Below are 18,533 nucleotides of genomic sequence, written 5' to 3'. Positions count from 1 at the left end.
CGCCCTTGGGGCGCCTTTTTTTGTGCGGGTGTCTTAGCCGATGGCTTTGGTCGCCAGCCAGAACAATCCAGCCGCCAGGCCCATCGAGGCTGGCAGGGTCAGGACCCAGGCCAGCAGGATGGTCTTGACGGTGCCGCTTTGCAGGCCGCTCTTGTTCGCCACCATGGTCCCGGCTACACCCGACGACAACACGTGGGTGGTCGAAACCGGCAGGCTGAAGATGTTGGCCATGCCGATGGCGCAGGCTGCGGTGATCTGTGCCGACATGCCTTGGGCGTAGGTCATGCCCTGCTTGCCGATCTTCTCGCCGATGGTCAGCACCACGCGCTTCCAGCCGACCATGGTACCCAGGCCCAGGGCCAGGGCGACCGCGAGGATGACCCAGAACGGGGCATATTCGGTGGTGGCGGTCAGGTCTTTACGCAGTTTTTCCAGGTCGGCCTTCTCGCGCGCTTGCAGGCCCGGCAACTTGCCGACCTTCTTCGCGGTGTCGTCCAGGCAGAGCAGGTAGCGACGGACTTCGACGCGTTTTTCCGCCGACAGCGAGTGGTAGTCGGCTACGCCGTTGAGCGATTGCTGCAGGGCCTTGATGGTCGGCTCGGTCTGCTGCGGGTTGCAGCTGAACTGCTCCGGCAGGTCGCCATCTTTGGCTTTGCCCAGGGCCAGGAATTCACCCAGGGTCGCTTCGTTGCGCTGGTAGAACTGGCTCAGGTGCAGGGTGGCGTCGCGGGTCCGCTCGATCTGGTAGGTGGTGCTGTTCAGGTCGAGAACGAACTGGGCCGGGACGATACCGATCAGCACCAGCATGATCAGGCCGATACCCTTCTGGCCGTCGTTGGAGCCGTGCACGAAGCTGACGCCCATGGCCGAAATGACCAGCACCAGGCGGTTCCAGAACGGTGGGTGCTTCTTGTCGTCAAGCTTGCGGCGCTGTTCCGGGGTCTTGTGCATCTTCGACAGCGGGCGCCACCATTTAAGGCCGATCAGCACCAGGGCCGCCACAGCAAAGCCGGCCATGGGCGACAGTACCAGGGACATGGCGATGTCGATTGCCTTCTGCCAGTTGACCCCGTCACCCAACGGAATGTCGTTGAGCAGGGCGTTGGCCAGGCCCACGCCGAGGATCGAGCCGATCAGCGTGTGCGAGCTGGACGCCGGGATCCCGAAGTACCAGGTGCCCAGGTTCCAGGTGATGGCGGCGGCCAATAGAGAGAAGACCATCGCCAGGCCGTGGCCGGTGTTCACGTTGATCAGCAGTTCGACCGGCAGCAGGTGAACGATGGCATATGCCACGCCGACACCGCCCAATAGAACGCCGAGGAAGTTGAACACGCCGGAGAAGAACACGGCCAGGTGCGGCGGCATGGCTTTGGTATAGATGACTGTAGCTACCGCGTTAGCGGTGTCATGAAAGCCATTGATGAACTCGAAGGCGAGTACGAAGGTCAGAGCGAGCAGCAAGCTCACCAGTACCCAGGCATCAAGTCCGCTGAATAAATCGATCATGAAGGAATTCTGACCCGGTCATAAGGGGGCGCGATTATGCCAGAAATCCCCGGTAATCGATGCCCCTGCTGCTGACCGCTCGACGACTTTTCTACCCCCGTGCCTGACCCGTTGAGTCGGCGATGCTTCGCTTAACGTCGGCTAAAATTCGAAAAAATCGAGAAAAATTAGATATTTGAGAACGTTCTGTTCTGTCAGAAAGAAATCAAACGACCGTATGAAATTTGTGAAATTCCGTTACGGCATGCGCATGCAAGCGCAAAAATCCGTTGCATTACGGTCAGGTAAAAGCGCCTCGGCACGCCGTTGAGCGGCATGTTCCAGTCGCCTGTAACTGCGGCTCAGGGCGCCTGGTCCTTGAGTTCTTTCTCGATTTTTTCCAGCTCCTGAGCAAAGGCCTGGTCAAGCACGCTTGCGCGTTTTCGCCAGGGTTTGCGTTCCGGGTCGGGTTGCGCGGCATAAGTGGTCACTTCACCGCCATAGACGTCCTTGTAACGTTGTTCCTGGCGCTCTAGTTCCGCGCGCAGTTCATCTTTGGTCACAGTACTACCTGTAGTGTGGATATAAACCCTGGCGATTACGTGGGCAAATAGTGCGCGGGGCGCAACATGCACACGGCTACGCTGCCAGAGCGGCATAACTGTCGCAGCAACAGTAGGTTGTGATGATGCAAGCGAATGTGAACAACGGCTATTCACGTGAGTGGCACTTGCAACAATCCAGTTGTGTCTACCTGGGCAGACGCGGATTGGATCCGCACTATCCCTGCCCGAGGGCAGGGATACGAAGTTTTATTATAGCAAGCAGTTTGTCTGACAGTAGCACGCGCTAGGGTTGATAAGAGCACCCGCTTTGTTACCACGTTATGAATGTAGTCAGACGTCCGAGTATTAAATTCGAGCCGAGGGTAAAGAAAAAGTTCGCCGGCTACAAAGCCCCGCATTGTACGGAGGGAAGAAAAACGGCCTCGCTTCGTGGGCAAGGCCGTGCCTGGGACTTCTACGGTGGGTACCTGACCAGTCTCTCCAAGAAGCCACATGGTGGCGGTAGAAAGGTATAAGCAATTGAGGGTAGCGGTCAATTGCGATTATCGGTCGATGGTTCGATAATCGCCCTAGTGACCGTGTTGCCGAGGCTAGCCATGACAGAAGAAACCACGCCCAAAGGGCCAGGATTGAACGACAACGTGCGTAGCTCGTTTGCGTCCCTGGCGCCGCCCATCGTCGCCTCGCCGGCCAAGCGTATCCAGGCCTTCACCGGCGACCCCGACTTCATGACCTCACTGGCCCGGGGCCTGGCAGTGGTGCAGGCCTTCCAGGAGCGCAAGCGCCACCTGACCATCGCGCAGATCAGCCATCGCACGGAAATTCCCCGGGCAGCGGTGCGCCGTTGCCTGCATACCTTGATCAAGCTGGGCTACGCCACTACCGACGGGCGCACTTATTCGTTGCTGCCCAAGGTGCTGACCCTTGGCCATGCCTATCTGTCGTCGACACCCCTGGCGGTGTCGGCACAGCCGTATCTGGACCGCATGAGCGATCAGTTGCATGAGGCCTGCAACATGGCCACCCTGGAAGGCGACGACATTCTCTACATCGCCCGTTCCGCCACCGTGCAGCGCTTGATTTCGGTCGACCTGTCGGTTGGCGGACGGCTGCCGGCCTATTGCACCTCCATGGGTCGCATCCTGCTGGCGGCGCTGGACGACGCGACCTTGCACGAATACCTGGAGCATGCCGACCTGCAGGCCAAGACCAGCCGCACCATTCACTATCCGGTGGCCCTGCTCGAATGCCTGCAACTGGTTCGCCAGCAAGGCTGGTGCGTGGTCGATCAGGAGCTCGAGCAAGGCTTGCGCTCGATCGCCGTGCCGGTCTATGACGCCTCTGGCCAGGTGCTGGCGGCGCTCAACGTCAGCACCCATGCCGGGCGGGTCAGTCGCACCGAGCTTGAGCAGCGCTTTCTGCCGATCATGCTCGCCGCCAGCCGCGACCTCAGCGCGCAACTGTTCGCCTGAACGTTCCTGTTCGATAAACGCACAGAGATGCGTTTATCGAATTGCGCCGCGCCCGCCTGCTTATTAATGTCCCTCGCAGCGGTCAGCCTGCCTTGACCGCCCATAATAATGAGTGAGAGGCAAACGCCCCATGACCGACTTCCTGTCCCCGCACGGCTTGCACCTGTCCTACGCTGGACTGCGCGGCAGCTGATCCAGTTTTCCGAACCTGTTCCTGTTCGCCTGTGCCGTTCATGCGCGCACCCGCACACTCGCGCGCTTCTTCTGGATAAAAATAATGAATAGTCCTCAAGCTGCTGTCGGAAACTGCCTTGATGTGCAGTCCTTTATCAATAGCCAACCGTTGTCACGCTACCAGTGGCGGGTGGTGATCCTGTGCTTCCTGATTGTCTTCCTCGACGGCCTCGACACCGCCGCCATGGGTTTTATCGCCCCGGCCCTGTCCCAGGATTGGGGCATCGACCGGGCCAGCCTGGGGCCGGTGATGAGTGCCGCGCTGATCGGCATGGTCTTCGGGGCGCTGGGTTCCGGGCCGCTGGCCGACCGCTTCGGGCGCAAGGTGGTACTGGTGGGGGCGGTGGTGCTGTTTGGCGCCTTCAGCCTGGCTTCGGCCTACAGCAGCAACGTTGACCAGTTGCTGGTGCTGCGCTTTCTGACCGGGTTGGGCCTGGGGGCGGGCATGCCCAATGCCACGACCCTGCTGTCCGAGTACACCCCGGAGCGGCACAAGTCACTGCTGGTAACCAGCATGTTCTGTGGCTTCAACCTGGGCATGGCCGGTGGCGGTTTCATTTCCGCCAAGCTGATTCCGGCGTTTGGCTGGCACAGCCTGCTGCTGATCGGCGGCCTGTTGCCGTTGGTGCTGGCCGTCGTGCTGGTGTTCTGGCTGCCGGAGTCGGCGCGCTACCTGGTGGTCCGCAACCGGGGCACCGACAAGGTGCGCAAGACTCTCTCCCCGATCGAGCCGGCCATCGTCGGCCAGGCGTCGAGCTTCAGTGTGCCGGAGCAGAAGACGGTAAAAGCCCGCAACGTGTTTGCGGTGATCTTCTCCGGTACCTACAGCACCGGCACCCTGCTGCTGTGGCTGACCTATTTCATGGGCCTGGTGATTGTCTACCTGCTGACCAGCTGGCTGCCAACGCTGATGCGTGACAGTGGCGCGAGCATGGAGCAGGCCGCCTTTATCGGTGCGCTGTTCCAGTTTGGTGGTGTGCTCAGTGCCGTGGGCGTGGGCTGGGCCATGGACCGCTACAACCCGCACAAAGTTATCGGCACGTTCTATCTGCTGGCCGGGGTGTTTGCCTACGCGGTAGGGCAAAGCCTGGGCAACATCACCGTACTGGCGACCCTGGTGCTGGTTGCCGGTATGTGCGTCAACGGTGCGCAATCGGCGATGCCGTCGCTGGCAGCGCGTTTCTACCCCACTCAGGGGCGCGCCACCGGTGTGTCGTGGATGCTCGGTATCGGCCGCTTCGGGGCGATCCTTGGGGCGTGGATGGGCGCGACGCTGCTGGGCCTGGGCTGGAACTTCGAGCAGGTGCTGACTGCACTGGTGATCCCGGCCGCGCTGGCCACCACGGCGGTGATCATCAAGGGCATGGTCAGCCATGCCGATGCCACCTGATATCGGCTCCCACCAGGGTTCTTAGCAAGATAACAATCGGTTCGATAATCGAACGATTAGTCGATTATCGGATTGAACCGCCCCCAGGCCCACCTTAATCTGAACCCACACCCGGCGCCGCCCAAGGCGTCTTGAAACCGACCCCGACTCAGCATATCCAGGAGTCTGCAATGGCTGAAATCCTCTCGCTCCACGACGCCGTGAAGCAGTTCGTCAACGACGGTGACAGCGTCGCCCTCGAAGGCTTCACCCACTTGATTCCGACTGCCGCTGGGCATGAAATCATTCGTCAGGGCAAGAAAGATCTGACTCTGGTACGCATGACACCTGACCTGATCTACGATCAGCTGATCGGTGCCGGTTGCGCCCGCAAGCTGATCTTCTCCTGGGGCGGCAACCCGGGTGTCGGCTCCCTCCATCGCCTGCGCGACGCTGTTGAAAAGCAGTGGCCGCAGGCGATGGAAATCGAAGAGCACAGCCACGCGGACCTGGCCAACGCCTACGTTGCCGGCGCCTCCGGCCTGCCGTTCGCGGTGCTGCGTGCCTACGCCGGTTCCGACCTGCCGAAGGTCAACCCGCTGATCAAGAGCGTCACTTGCCCGTTCACCGGCGAAGTGCTCGCCGCCGTGCCTTCGGTGCGCCCGGACGTCACCGTGATCCACGCGCAAAAGGCCGACCGTAAGGGCAATGTGCTGCTCTGGGGCATCCTTGGCGTGCAGAAGGAAGCGGCATTGGCGGCCAAGCGCTGCATCGTCACCGTCGAAGAGATCGTCGATGACCTCCAGGCACCGATGAACGCCTGTGTGCTGCCGACCTGGGCGCTGTCTGCGGTATGCCTGGTGCCGGGGGGCGCGCATCCATCCTATGCCCATGGTTACTACGAGCGTGACAACCGCTTCTACCAGGCTTGGGACCCGATTGCCCGCAACCGCGAAAGCTTCACGGCCTGGATCGACCAGTACATTCGCGGCACCGCCGACTTCACTGAATTCAAGGCAAAACTGGCCAGCGCTGCGGAGGTTGCACAATGAGCTACTCCACCAATGAAATGATGACCGTTGCCGCAGCCCGTCGCCTGCGCAATGGCGCGGTATGTTTCGTCGGCATCGGCCTGCCGTCCAAGGCCGCCAACCTGGCGCGCCTGACCTCGTCGCCCGACGTGGTGCTGATCTACGAATCCGGCCCGATCGGTGCCAAGCCGAGCGTGCTGCCGCTGTCGATCGGTGACGGCGAGCTGGCCGAAACCGCCGACACCGTGGTGCCGACCGGTGAGATCTTTCGCTACTGGCTGCAGGGCGGGCGCATCGACGTGGGCTTCCTCGGCGCTGCCCAGGTCGACCGTTTCGGCAACATCAACACCACCGTGGTCGGTGACTACCACCAGCCAAAAGTGCGCCTGCCCGGTGCCGGTGGCGCGCCGGAGATCGCCGGTTCCGCCAAGCAGGTGCTGATCATCCTCAAGCAATCGAACCGCGCATTTGTCGACAAGCTCGACTTCATCACTTCGGTCGGCCATGGCGAAGGCGGCGATTCGCGCAAGCGCCTGGGCCTGCCGGGTGAAGGGCCGGTCGGGATCATCACCGACCTGTGCATCATGGAGCCCGAAGCCGGCACCCATGAGTTCGTCGTCACCTCGATCCACCCGGGCGTGACCCGTGAACAGATCGTTGCCGCCACCGGCTGGGCCATCCGCTTTGCCGACGACGTGCAGTTTACCGCCGAGCCGAGCGCAGTCGAGCTCAACGCCCTGCGTGACCTCGAAGCGCGCACCGCCAGCGCCCACGGCCAAGCGCCAGGAGAAGCCTGATGCGTGACGTATTTATCTGCGACGCCATTCGCACCCCGATTGGCCGCTTTGGCGGCGCCCTGGCCGGCGTGCGCGCCGATGACCTGGCGGCGGTGCCGCTCAAGGCGCTGATCGAACGCAACCCGCAGGTGCAGTGGGCGCAGCTCGATGAAGTGTTCCTCGGTTGCGCCAACCAGGCCGGTGAAGACAACCGCAACGTCGCGCGCATGGCGCTGCTGCTGGCGGGTTTGCCAGAAAGCGTGCCCGGGGTGACCCTCAACCGCCTCTGCGCCTCGGGCATGGACGCGGTGGGCACGGCCTTTCGCGCCATCGCCAGCGGTGAAATGGAGCTGGCGATTGCCGGTGGCGTCGAGTCGATGTCCCGTGCGCCGTTCGTCATGGGTAAGGCTGACAATGCCTATTCGCGCACCATGAAGCTGGAGGACACCACCATCGGCTGGCGCTTCATCAACCCGCTGATGAAGGCTCAGTACGGGGTTGATGCGATGCCGCAGACCGCCGACAACGTCGCCGATGACTACCAGGTATCACGTGCCGATCAGGACGCCTTCGCCCTGCGCAGCCAGCAGCGTACCGCCGCGGCCCAGGCTGCGGGCTTCTTCGCCGAGGAGATCGTGCCGGTGCGCATCGCCCATAAAAAGGGCGAGACCGTGGTCGAGCACGACGAGCACCCGCGCGCCGACACCACCCTTGAAGCCCTGGCCCGGCTCAAGCCGGTCAACGGCCCGGACAAGACCGTCACCGCCGGCAACGCCTCAGGGGTCAACGACGGCGCTGCAGCGCTGCTCCTGGCCTCGGCCGAGGCCGTGAAAAAGCATGGCCTGACCCCGCGGGCGCGGGTGCTGGGCATGGCCAGTGCCGGCGTTGCGCCACGGGTCATGGGCATCGGCCCGGTACCGGCGGTGCGCAAGCTGACCGAGCGCCTGGGCGTGGCGGTGGCCGATTTCGATGTCATCGAACTCAACGAAGCCTTTGCCAGCCAGGGCCTGGCCGTGTTGCGCGAACTCGGCCTGGCCGACGATGCACCGCAGGTCAACCCCAACGGTGGTGCCATTGCCCTCGGTCATCCGCTGGGCATGAGCGGCGCGCGTTTGATCCTCACCGCCTTGCACCAACTGGAGAAATCCGGCGGGCGCAAAGGCCTGGCGACCATGTGTGTCGGCGTCGGCCAGGGCCTGGCCCTGGCCATCGAGCGGGTGTAAAACAATGACCCCGAGCCGCCGACCTCCACGCAAGGTTGGCGGCCTGGGGTGATTGTTCTGTGGATCGTGGATGTTACTGGGTGTATCTAGACTCTCTGTAGTTCCAAGAGAAAGTAGCCATGACTTCAGCCTATTTGAAGCAACGACCGGGCAATCAGCTGTTCGATGCCTATTTCACCGCGCCAGCCATGCGCGAGATCTTCTGCGACCGTGGCCGGGTGCAGGGCATGCTCGATTTCGAAGCGGCCCTGGCCCGTGCCGAAGCGGCCACCGGGGTCATCCCTCAGGTGGCCGTGGCAGCGATCGAAACCGCCTGCCATGCCGAGCGCTACGACTTTGCCGCGCTGGCCGAAGCCATTGCCGTGGCCGGCAACTCGGCCATTCCGCTGGTCAAGGCGCTGGGCAAGGTGATTGCCAGTGGCGTGCCGGAGGCCGAGCGTTATGTGCACCTGGGCGCCACCAGCCAGGATGCCATGGACACCGGCCTGGTACTGCAACTGAGGGCGGCACTGGCGTTGATCGAAACGGATCTGGCGCGCCTGGCCGATGCCCTGGCTCGCCAAGCCCTGACCTACGCTGAGACGCCCTTGGCCGGTCGCACCTGGCTGCAACATGCCACGCCGGTCACCTTGGGCATGAAGATCGCAGGCTGGCTAGGCGCGTTGAGCCGCCACCGCGAGCGCCTGCAGGAGCTCAAGCCACGCGTGCTGACCCTGCAGTTTGGCGGCGCCTCCGGTACCCTGGCGGCGCTGGGCGACAAGGCGCTGCCGGTGGCTCAAGCCTTGGCCGCAGAGCTGAAGCTGACGCTGCCCGAGCAGCCCTGGCACACCCAGCGCGATCGCCTGGTGGAGTTCGCTTCGGTGCTGGGCATGATTGCCGGCAGCCTTGGCAAACTGGGCCGCGATGTCAGCCTGCTGATGCAGACCGAGGCAGCCGAGGTGTTCGAGCCGTCGGCGCCAGGCAAAGGTGGTTCTTCGACCATGCCGCACAAGCGCAACCCGGTCGGCGCCGCCGTGTTGATCGGTGCTGCCACCCGCGTGCCGGGCCTGCTCGCCACGCTGTTTGCCGCCATGCCCCAGGAGCACGAGCGCAGCCTCGGCCTGTGGCATGCCGAATGGGAAACCCTGCCGGAGATCTGCTGCCTGGTGTCCGGTGCATTGCGCCAGGCACAGATCATCGCCGACGGCCTGGAAGTGGACGCCGAGCGCATGCGTCGCAACCTCGACCTGACCCAAGGGCTGGTCCTGGCCGAAGCTGTCAGTGTGGTGCTGGCCCAACGCCTGGGCCGTGACCGCGCCCACCATTTGCTGGAAACCTGCTGCCAGCGTGCCGTAGCCGAACAGCGCCAGCTGCGCGCCGTGCTTGGCGACGAGCCGCAGGTCAGCGCTGAACTTTCGCCCGACGAACTCGATCGTCTGCTCGATCCAGCCCACTACCTTGGCCAGGCCCGAGCCTGGGTCGAGCGAGCGCTGGCTGAACATCACCGCATCAATGCCTGAAGGAGGCTGCAGTGGCACAGGTACAACTCGCCGATGGCGTACTCAACTATCAATTTGAAGGCCCGGAACACCTGCCGGTGCTGGTGCTGTCCAACTCCCTGGGCACCGACCTGCACATGTGGGACACCCAGGTACCGGCCCTGACCGCGCATTTTCGCGTGCTGCGCTATGACACCCGCGGCCATGGCGGCTCGCTGGTCACCCAGGGGCCGTACAGCATCGAGCAACTGGGGCAGGATGTGCTGGCCCTGCTCGATGCCTTGCACATTGAACAGGCGCATTTCTGCGGCCTGTCCATGGGCGGGCTGATCGGCCAGTGGCTGGGGATCAATGCCGGTCACCGGCTCAAGCGCCTGATCGTCTGCAACACTGCGGCCAAGATCGGCACGCTGGAAACCTGGAACCCGCGCATCGAGATGGTCCTGCGTGATCAACAAGCGGCGATGGTTGGCCTGCGTGATGCGTCGATCGAGCGCTGGTTCACCCCGGGTTATGCCGCGGGCAACCCCGAGCAGGCCAAGCGGATTACCGATATGCTCGCCGCCACTTCGCCTGAGGGTTATGCGGCTAACTGCGGGGCAGTGCGCGATGCTGATTTCCGTGATCAGTTGGGCGAGATCAAGGTGCCGCTGCTGGTGATTTCCGGCACTCACGATGCGGTCACGCCGCCGTCGGGCGGGCGCTTCATCCAGGAGAACGTGGCGGGCGCCGAATACGCCGAGTTCCATGCCGCACACCTGTCCAACGTTGAAGTCGGTGCGCCGTTCAGCCGCCGGGTGATCGATTTTCTGCTGGCCCGTGAGGAATGACCGTGGACGAGAAACAACGTTATGAGGCCGGCATGCAGGTGCGCCGCGCGGTGCTTGGCGACGCCCATGTCGACCGCAGCCTGAACAACCTGAGCGAGTTCAATAGCGAGTTCCAGGAAATGATCACCCGCCACGCCTGGGGTGATATCTGGACCCGCCCGGGCCTGCCCCGGCATACCCGCAGCCTGATCACCATCGCCATGCTGATCGGCATGAACCGCAACGAGGAGCTGAAACTGCACCTGCGCGCGGCGGCCAACAATGGCGTGACCCGTGAAGAGATCAAGGAAGTGCTGATGCAGAGCGCGATCTACTGCGGCATCCCGGCGGCCAATGCGACCTTCCACCTGGCCGAGTCGGTGTGGGATGAGTTGGGGGTTGAGTCCAGGGGCTGACCTTCAGGGCTTCATCGCTGACAAGCCAGCCATACCTGTGGGAGCTGGCTTGCCAGCGATGGGCTGCAAAGCAGCCCCAATCAGACCGCCGCCTTCTTCTGCCGAATTGCCACCGGTCCGACAGTGTCTTCAATGGCTTTTTTCAGCTCCAGGCGCATGCCCAGCAAGAACCCCAGTTCCGCCACCACGAACAACGGCCCGATGACCAGGCCCATCAGGTCATCGACAAACGCCGGCTTGCGCCCTTCATAGTGGTGGCCGACAAACTGGATCACCCAGCCGGTCACGAACAGCGCCAGCCCCGCACCCAGCCACAGCAGGGTGCTGTGCATCGCCAACGCCTGCCCGGCCCACAGGCACAAACCGAGCAATACCGCCATCAGCAGGCCCAGGCGTTGATCCAGGCGCAGGTAGAACCCGCTGCTAACCAGCGCTACCAGCAACGCCGGCGACACCCAGACGCCACCCAGGTCGACCCCCGGTCGTGACAGCAAAACGGTCACCGCCACGACAATCAGCGGAATACCGATAAAGTGGGTGACGATGTTGCGCGGGTCGCGGTGGTAGGCGGCGTATTGACTCAGGTGTTCGACCAGGTTTTTCATTGTTGTTCCTCCTGTAGGTGGCTTGAGCATGTCCTACAGATTTCCGCCTGTCTGTCGCCTAGCCGACAGAGTTCACCTGCGAGGCGCTATGCGCGAAACCCTGCTGCAAGGTCATTGGTTCCAGGCATTGCCTCCCCGCTTTCAGGATAGCCTGTTGGCGCTGGCCCGGCAGCGCGAGCTGGCGGCCGGGCAATACCTGTTCCAGCGCGGTGATGCGCCGTGCGGGCTGTATGCGCTGCTCGACGGGGCGATGCGCGTGGGGGCGGTGGCTACCGATGGCAAAGAGGCGCTGTTGACCCTGATCGAAGCGCCGCACTGGTTCGGCGAGATCAGCCTGTTCGACGGCCAGCCGCGTACCCACGACGCCCAGGCGCTAGGGCCGACCCGGCTGTTATGGATACCCCAGGCGCCGTTACTCAACCTGCTCGAACAACAGCCACGGCACTGGCGCGATGTGGCCTTGCTGATGAGCCATAAACTGCGCGTGGTGTTTGTCGCCCTCGAGCAGCAGAGCCTGTTGGCCGCCGCGCCAAGGGTGGCCCATCGGCTGCTGCAGATCGCCGCCGGTTATGGCGAGTTGCGGGGCAGCCGGCGCGTGCTGCAACTGTCCCAGGAGCAGTTGGCGCTGATGCTCTCGCTGTCGCGCCAGACCACCAACCAGATCCTCAAATCGCTGCAGCAGGAGGGCGCCTTGCGCCTGGGCTATGGCGAGATCGAAATCCTCGACCTCGCACGCCTGCAGGTGCTGGCTAGTCCGGCTGGAACGGTGACTGACTGAGGATGACCCCGGTCTGCTCGACGTACTTTTGCCATTCGCCCAGCAGCGCCTGCAATTTTGCCGGTTGTGCCTGGGCCAGGTCGTTGATTTCCCCCGGGTCGCTGGCCAGGTCGTAGAGCTGCCAGGTGGCCGGGCCGACCGGGCCGGGGATGTAAACAGCTTTCCAGTGGCCCTGGCGAATCGCCCGGCGGCCGAACAGTTCCCAGCCGGTGACGGTGTTTTCGTCGTGCACCTGCTCGGTCTCGCCCGACAGGTAGCCCAGCCAGGACTTGCCGCGCAGCGGCGCCACGTCACGGCCGCGCCAACGCTTGCCGGGGTGGCGCACGCCGGCAAGATCAAGCAGGGTCGGGGTGATATCCATCACCGTGCTGAACTGATGGCTGATCTGGCCCTGGCGCGCCAGCGCCGGGTAATGCACCAGCGCCGGCACGCGAATCCCGCCCTCGCTGGTGAAGGCCTTGTACAGCCGCGACGGTGCGGTGGCCGCCTGCGCCCAGTGCGGGCCGTACCAGACGTAGGAATTGGCCCGGCCGATGTTCTCCAGGCTGTTGTCGTAGTGCTGGTCGAGGTAGCTGGCCAGTTGCGGGCCGAACTTGGGAAAGGCTTCGAGCAGCGCGCCTTCGGCGCCGTTATCGGACATGAACAGCACCAGGGTGTTGTCGAGCAGGCCCTGGTTGCGCAGATAGTCCAGCACCCGGCCAATGTTCCAGTCCATGCGCTCGACCATCGCCGCGTACACCTCCATCGCCCGCGCCGAACGCTGGCGTTGTTCATCGCTGAGACTGTGCCAGTGGTTGTCCACCGGATGGGCCTGGGTATCGGCGCCGATCAGGCCCAGCTGGCGCAGTTTCTCCAGGCGCTCCTGGCGCAGCACTTCGGGGCCGGCGTCGTAGCGGCCCTGGTAGCGCGCCACCACCTCGGCGGGCGCCTGCAACGGCCAGTGCGGCGCCGAGAAGGGCAGGTAGGCGAAGAATGGCCGGCTCTGGTCGCGCTCCTTGAGGTACTGCAGCAGCTTGTCGCCGAAGGCATCGGAGGAATAGAAATCCTTGGGCAGCTCTTCGATAAAGGCCTGGTCTTCGATGTACAGTGCTGGCGTCGATTTGAGCAGGCCTGGGGTCTGATCGTCGTAGGTCGGTTCAAAGCCATAGTGGTTGGCCGCGCCGGGCAGCAGGGCGAAGGAGCGTTCAAAGCCGCGGGCCTGGGGCGCCAGCTCGGCGGTCAGGCCCAGGTGCCATTTGCCGCTCATCAGGGTCTGGTAACCGGCATCGCGCAACAGCTCTGGCAAGGCCACCACGCGGTCGTTGAGGTAGCCTTCGTAGCCCGGCTTGCCGATCAGCTCCGGGGTCAGCGCTTCGGCCATGGTGCCGATGCCGGCGATATGGTGGTCGGTACCGGTCAACAGCATCGAGCGGGTCGGCGAGCAGGTCGGCGCGGTATGAAAATCGGTCAGGCGCAGGCCGGCAGTGGCCAGCTTGTCGAGGTTCGGCGTGGCGATTTCACCGCCGAAGGCGCCGAGGTCGGAGAAGCCCAGGTCGTCGGCAACGATGACCAGAAAGTTGGGGCGTTGGCTCATGGTCGGTTCTCAGTAGGCAAGGTAGGTCAAAGGCAGGTCGCGGATCTGTTCCAGCGCCGGCGGCAGATAGCGTTCGTCGGCGGTCAGTTCGTGCAGCAGGTCTTCGCGCAGACGGTGGAAGGCGTAACTGCCGCGTTGGCGCGGGTGCGCCAGGTCGATGTCGACGATGCGCTTGATCCGCCCGGGGCGCGGCTCCAGGACCACCACGCGGTCGGCGAGAAACAGCGCTTCTTCGACATCGTGAGTCACCAGCAGGGTGGTAATGCGTGCCCGCTCGCGAATCGCCAGTAGCTCGTCCTGCATCTGCTGGCGGGTCAGCGCGTCGAGGGCGCCGAAGGGTTCATCGAGCAACAAGATACGCGGGCTGGCCACCAGGCCACGGGCAATCGCCACACGCTGGGCCATGCCGCCGGAGAGCTGGTGCGGGTAGGCCTGGCTGAAGTCTTGCAGGCCCACCAGGGCGATGTACTGGTCGATGCGTTGCTGGCGCTGCTCGCTGTTCAGCGGCGCGTTGACCAGGCCCAGGGCGATGTTTTGCGCCACGCTCAGCCAGGGGAACAGACGGTGCTCCTGAAAGACGATGCCGCGTTCGCTGCCGATGCCATTGAGCGGCTGGCCGTTGATCAGGATCTGCCCCTGGTAGTCGTTGTCCAGGCCGATCAGCAGGCGCAGCAGGGTGGATTTACCGCAGCCACTGGCGCCGACGATGGCGACGAACTCACCGTCGGCGATTTGCAGGTTGAAGTCGCGGATGGCTTCCAGCTCACCGCCGGCCACGGCGAAGTGTTTGCCGACCTGATTGAAACTGACCAGGGCAGGGGCGATGGCGTTCATGCTCGTCTCCAGCGCGTGGCGCGCAATTCGAGGTGTTGTCCGAGGGCACCCAGGAGTGCGCCGGTAAGGCCGACCAGGAGCATCCCGGCCATGATGATGTCCATGCGCAGCAACTGCTGGGCGCCGATCATCAGGCTGCCGATACCGCCGCCCGAGGGCATGAAGTACTCGGCGCCGATGGTGCCCAGCCAGGCGTAGATCAGGCCGATGCGCAGGCCGGCGAAAATCCCCGGCGCCGCTCCCGGTAGTACCAGCCGGCGCAGGCGCTGGGCCAGGTTGAGGTGCAGCACGCGGGCGGCTTCTTCCAGTTGTGGCGAGCGGTTGGCCACGGCCCGTTGGGTGGCGATGAACAACGGGAAGAACGCCGCCAGGCCAACGAATACCCACTTGGCCAGCTCACCGAGACCGAACCAGGCGGTCAGCAGCGGTACCCAGGCGAAGATCGCGATCTGCCGTAAGCCGGCCAGGCTCGGCCCGAACAGGCGTTCGGCGGGCGTCGACAGCCCAAGCCACAGGCCCAGGGCAAAACCCAGGCTGCCACCGAGCAGCAGGCCGCCCAAGGCCCGACCGACACTGATCGCCAGGGCGCCGCTGAGCGAGCCGTCGAGCAGGCCGTTGCCGGTAGTCTCCAGGACCTGCAGCGGGGCGACCAGAATCTGTGTGTCGACCCAGTTCAACTGGTTGGCCAACTGCCACAGCGCCAGCAGTGCCAAGGGCAGCAGCAAGGCCTGCAGGCGCTGGCCACCGTGCAAGCGCGACACCCGCAGTTCGGCGCTGGACGGGTGCGGCCAGTGCACCAGACGCCGCTCGAGCCAGCTCAGGCCACGGTCCATGACAAAACCCAGCAGGCCAATGACCAGGATGCAGACAAACACGATGTCGAGCATGAACAACTGCCGGGCCCAGACCATCAGGTAACCGATGCCTTCACTGGAGGCCAGCAGTTCCACCGCCAGCAACGATGTCCAGCCGGTGGCCAGGGCCAGGCGCACGCCGGCGAGAAAGGCCGGCAGCGCCGCCGGCACAATCAGTTTGCTGATCAGCAGGCGCGGCGGCAGGCGCAACACCGTGGTCGCTTCGCGCAGCCGTGGCTGGGCATCGCGCACGCCCACCAGGGTATGCAGGGTTACCGGCACGATGATCGCCTTGACCAGCACCACCAGCTTGAGCACCTCGCCGATGCCGAACAGCACCATGAACAGCGGCACCCAGGCCAGGGTCGGGATCTGCGCCAGGGCATTGAAGGTTGGCAGTACCAGGCGTTCGGCGCGACGGCTGAAACCCAGCCAGGCACCGAGCAGGGCGCCACTGGCAACTCCCAGCAACAGGCCCAGGGCCAGGCGTTGCAGGCTGATCGCCAGGTGCGTCCACAGTTCGCCCCGGGCCAGCTCCACAGCGCTCTGCCAGACCAGGCTCGGCGCTGGCAGTATCTGTTCGCTCATCCACAGGTTGCGGCTGGCCAGCCACCACCATGCGGCCAGCAACAGGGGCAGATACCAGGCCTGCAGGCGACGCAGGGGCAGGCCGTCGAACAGTCGCATGCGGCCTGGCGGGCTGGCCAGTGGCAGGCTGGAAAGTGAAGCTCGGGCCATGGAAACCTCCGCACGTTGGAATTTGTTTATTCTTAAAAGGAATTAGTAGTAAAAAATAAATACAATTATGTGATAAGAACCTGCATTTAAAGCTGCTGTCACAACGCGCAGCCAATGCATTCGAAGCATATTTTTCTTGTGCCTGATGCATGGCGCGCTGGAACGCCCGTAGAACGGCTTTTATGCCTATAAGTTATTAAAATGTAATTTATTAGTATTTATTTACTGGTCTGGGTTGTCGGTAGCGTGGCCGCACCATTACAAGGAGTCGCGTGCCATGAACCTGTCGATCAACCGTGTGTTCAATCTGTTTGCCGTTCCCGCCCTGGCCGCGGTGGTCGGCTGGCTGCCGCCGGCCCAGGCTGGCGAGGTCAGGGAAATCCGCATCGCCGTGCCCGACCTGAGCGCCGGCACCCAGCATTCCGGCGGCGGTGTGACCGACGTACTGCGCGACCAGCAATTGCTGGAAAAAGCCTTCGCCGCCGATGGCATCAGCATCCAGTGGAACTACTTCAAGGGCGCGGGCCCGGTGATCAACGAGGCATTCGCCAACGGTCAGGTCGACTTTGCCTACCTCGGCGACCTGGCGGCGATCATCGGCAAGGCCAATGGCCTCGACACCCGTCTGCTGGCCGCCACCGGTCGCGGCATCAAGCACTACCTGGGGGTGGCGCCGGGCAGCAACATCAAGACCCTGCAAGACCTCAAGGGCAAACGCGTGGCGGTGTTTCGCGGCACCGCCACCCAGCTGTCGTTCGACGCCGCCCTGGCCAGCCAGGGCCTGAGCGAGAAGGACCTGAAAGTCATCAACCTGGATTTCAACGCGGCGATCGCCGCCCTGGCTGCCAGGCAGATCGACGCCATCTGGGGCTCGACCGGCATCAGCGCCCTCAAGCAACGCGGCCTGGCCGAGTTGCCCTTGAGTACCCGTGACTTGGGCGGCGCCGGCAATGTGCAGGCCGTGCTGGTGGGCTCCGGGCGCTTTGTCGACGAGCATCCGGAACTGGTGGAAAAACTCCTCGCTACCCAGGAAAAGGCCGTGCACTGGCTGACCCGGGACGACAACAAGGAGGCGTACATCCAGCTGGTCTCGGGGCTGGCCAGTTACCCGCCAGCGATCCTTCAGCAGGACCTGCAGCACGAGCAATTGAGCAAGATCTTCCCTTCGACCCTGGATGCCGACTTCCTGGCCAAATTGCAGGCGTCGGTGGACTTGGCCGCCGAGCAGCGGTTGATTCGCAAACCGTTCAACGTCGAGCAGTGGCTGGCGCCCCAGGCTATCCGGCCAGCACCTGCACCTCTGGCTGCCGATCGAGGCTGATCAGGGTTTCGATCATTGCCCGGGCGGCGGGCGAAAGGCGATAACCGCTGCGGCTGACGATACCGCAGCGGGCATTGAGGCTGTCGAGGTTGGCCGGCAGGTTGCGCCAGTGCAGGCGTATCAGGCGGCCCTGTTCGATGTCCTCGGCAAAGGCTTCTTCGGTGCCGATACCAATGGCGTCGGTGCCCAGCACGATCTTCACCAGGGTCGGCAGGTGCTCGGTCTGCACCTGCGGGGCGAAGTCGGTCTTGCCGCTGAGGTTGGCCAGCAGCTTGCGCACCCCCGGCGGGATCAGGGTGGTGGCCAGCGGGTAGTCGAACATGTCGTTGGTCGACAGGCTGTCCTTGGCCAGCAGCGGGTGCCCCGGACGGCAGAAGAACAGGCCGCGGCGCGGGCTCAGCGGCTGGGTCTGGAAGTTCGGGTCGGCCTCGAAATGACGGATGTCGGCGACGAAGAACTCGATCTCTTCTCGACTCAGCGCGCGGCTGAGTTTTTCCCAGTTATCCACGTCGAAGCAGGTGCGCACCTTGGGGTGGGCGCCGAGAAAGCGTGCCACCGCCTGCGGCACCAGGTGCACCGCAGGCGCCGGGCCGCAGCCGAAGCGCAGCTCGCCGGCATCGAGCTTGGTCATCTGCTGCACTTCGCTGTTCAGCTGTGCTGCGCCTTGCACCAGGCGCAGGGCGTGCTGCAGCACCACCTGGCCTTCGGGCGTGGGGCGCAGGTCCTTGTTGGCGCGATCGATCAGCACGCAGCCGAACTCCTGTTCCAGGCCCTGGATGCTGCGGCTGAAAGCCGGCTGGGTGATGCCCATGGCATCGGCGGCGCGGACAAAACTGCGGTGTTCAGTGAGGGCGATGAAGTAACGCAGTTGGCGAAGATCCATATGCTTTCCCGGCATTCCAAAAATACGGCGAAGGTATTTGCCGCCGTGCAGGCTCAGGTTTTAAATGCAAGCTCTTATTCCGTCAATG

17 protein-coding genes are annotated in these 18,533 nt (G+C 63.7%); 10 read left to right on the top strand and 7 right to left on the bottom strand.

All coding sequences use genetic code 11. The features are described 5' to 3' along the window. Window positions 1–33: 33 nt before the first annotated feature. Window positions 34–1,506, bottom strand: a complete 1,473-nt coding sequence (locus KHO53_RS05270) for an inorganic phosphate transporter (protein ID WP_010220872.1) — start codon at window positions 1,504–1,506, stop codon at window positions 34–36. Window positions 1,507–1,847: 341 nt separating this feature from the next. Further along, a complete protein-coding gene (locus KHO53_RS05265) occupies window positions 1,848–2,048 on the bottom strand; it encodes a hypothetical protein (RefSeq protein WP_010220873.1) in 201 nt (66 codons plus the stop codon). 599 nt (window positions 2,049–2,647) lie between these two features. On the opposite strand from KHO53_RS05265, the gene pcaR reads away from it, so the two are divergent. From pcaR to pcaC, 8 genes are all read left to right on the top strand, one after another. After that, the gene (gene pcaR / locus KHO53_RS05260) at window positions 2,648–3,523 is read left to right on the top strand and encodes a pca regulon transcriptional regulator PcaR (protein WP_213570066.1); all 876 of its coding nucleotides are present in this window, start codon (window positions 2,648–2,650) and stop codon (window positions 3,521–3,523) included. Window positions 3,524–3,800: 277 nt separating this feature from the next. Continuing rightward, window positions 3,801–5,147: a 4-hydroxybenzoate transporter PcaK gene (pcaK, locus tag KHO53_RS05255; protein WP_010220875.1), complete on the top strand. Its 1,347-nt coding sequence runs from the start codon at window positions 3,801–3,803 to the stop codon at window positions 5,145–5,147. Between the two features lie 170 nt (window positions 5,148–5,317). Continuing rightward, complete coding sequence (locus KHO53_RS05250) at window positions 5,318–6,178, top strand: CoA transferase subunit A (protein WP_010220877.1); 861 nt, start codon at window positions 5,318–5,320, stop codon at window positions 6,176–6,178. Then, window positions 6,175–6,954: a CoA-transferase subunit beta gene (locus tag KHO53_RS05245; protein ID WP_213570065.1), complete on the top strand. Its 780-nt coding sequence runs from the start codon at window positions 6,175–6,177 to the stop codon at window positions 6,952–6,954. The genes KHO53_RS05250 and KHO53_RS05245 overlap by 4 nt, the downstream gene beginning before the upstream one ends. After that, on the top strand, window positions 6,951–8,156 hold the full coding sequence (gene pcaF, locus KHO53_RS05240) for a 3-oxoadipyl-CoA thiolase (RefSeq protein WP_174242337.1): 1,206 nt from the start codon (window positions 6,951–6,953) through the stop codon (window positions 8,154–8,156). The genes KHO53_RS05245 and pcaF overlap by 4 nt, the downstream gene beginning before the upstream one ends. A gap of 119 nt (window positions 8,157–8,275) precedes the next feature. Then, window positions 8,276–9,655 carry a 3-carboxy-cis,cis-muconate cycloisomerase gene (locus KHO53_RS05235; protein ID WP_010220883.1) on the top strand — a complete coding sequence of 460 codons (1,380 nt, stop codon included), beginning with the start codon at window positions 8,276–8,278 and terminating at the stop codon, window positions 9,653–9,655. An 11-nt stretch (window positions 9,656–9,666) separates the two neighbouring features. Further along, window positions 9,667–10,464: a 3-oxoadipate enol-lactonase gene (gene pcaD / locus KHO53_RS05230; RefSeq protein WP_010220885.1), complete on the top strand. Its 798-nt coding sequence runs from the start codon at window positions 9,667–9,669 to the stop codon at window positions 10,462–10,464. A gap of 2 nt (window positions 10,465–10,466) precedes the next feature. Next, the gene (gene pcaC / locus KHO53_RS05225) at window positions 10,467–10,859 is read left to right on the top strand and encodes a 4-carboxymuconolactone decarboxylase (RefSeq protein WP_010220888.1); all 393 of its coding nucleotides are present in this window, start codon (window positions 10,467–10,469) and stop codon (window positions 10,857–10,859) included. Window positions 10,860–10,939: 80 nt separating this feature from the next. On the opposite strand, the gene KHO53_RS05220 is transcribed toward pcaC, so the two are convergent. Then, the gene (locus KHO53_RS05220) at window positions 10,940–11,464 is read right to left on the bottom strand and encodes an Mpo1 family 2-hydroxy fatty acid dioxygenase (protein WP_036996733.1); all 525 of its coding nucleotides are present in this window, start codon (window positions 11,462–11,464) and stop codon (window positions 10,940–10,942) included. Window positions 11,465–11,552: 88 nt separating this feature from the next. Here KHO53_RS05220 and KHO53_RS05215 point away from each other — a divergent pair, with 88 nt between their 5' ends. Continuing rightward, a complete protein-coding gene (locus KHO53_RS05215) occupies window positions 11,553–12,242 on the top strand; it encodes a Crp/Fnr family transcriptional regulator (RefSeq protein WP_036996732.1) in 690 nt (229 codons plus the stop codon). Here the strand turns inward: KHO53_RS05215 and KHO53_RS05210 are convergent. From KHO53_RS05210 to KHO53_RS05200, 3 genes are read right to left on the bottom strand one after another with little or no spacing between them, the layout of a single operon-like run. Beyond that, complete coding sequence (locus KHO53_RS05210) at window positions 12,214–13,815, bottom strand: arylsulfatase (RefSeq protein WP_036996731.1); 1,602 nt, start codon at window positions 13,813–13,815, stop codon at window positions 12,214–12,216. The two genes, KHO53_RS05215 and KHO53_RS05210, sit on opposite strands and share 29 nt — an antisense overlap. A 9-nt stretch (window positions 13,816–13,824) precedes the next feature. Next, window positions 13,825–14,649: an ABC transporter ATP-binding protein gene (locus tag KHO53_RS05205; RefSeq protein ID WP_213570064.1), complete on the bottom strand. Its 825-nt coding sequence runs from the start codon at window positions 14,647–14,649 to the stop codon at window positions 13,825–13,827. Further along, complete coding sequence (locus tag KHO53_RS05200) at window positions 14,646–16,241, bottom strand: ABC transporter permease (protein WP_010220898.1); 1,596 nt, start codon at window positions 16,239–16,241, stop codon at window positions 14,646–14,648. Before KHO53_RS05200 ends, KHO53_RS05205 begins: the two co-directional genes overlap by 4 nt. Before the next feature lie 277 nt (window positions 16,242–16,518). Here KHO53_RS05200 and KHO53_RS05195 point away from each other — a divergent pair, with 277 nt between their 5' ends. After that, window positions 16,519–17,562: an ABC transporter substrate-binding protein gene (locus KHO53_RS05195; RefSeq protein WP_213570063.1), complete on the top strand. Its 1,044-nt coding sequence runs from the start codon at window positions 16,519–16,521 to the stop codon at window positions 17,560–17,562. Here KHO53_RS05195 and KHO53_RS05190 read toward each other — a convergent pair. Beyond that, window positions 17,519–18,445 carry a LysR family transcriptional regulator gene (locus KHO53_RS05190; RefSeq protein WP_010220900.1) on the bottom strand — a complete coding sequence of 309 codons (927 nt, stop codon included), beginning with the start codon at window positions 18,443–18,445 and terminating at the stop codon, window positions 17,519–17,521. The genes KHO53_RS05195 and KHO53_RS05190 overlap by 44 nt on opposite strands. Window positions 18,446–18,533 lie beyond the last annotated feature (88 nt).

This window comes from Pseudomonas sp. RC2C2 (assembly GCF_018390435.1).
Lineage (GTDB): Bacteria > Pseudomonadota > Gammaproteobacteria > Pseudomonadales > Pseudomonadaceae > Aquipseudomonas > Aquipseudomonas donghuensis.
This window is presented reverse-complemented; position numbering and strand designations above follow the sequence as displayed.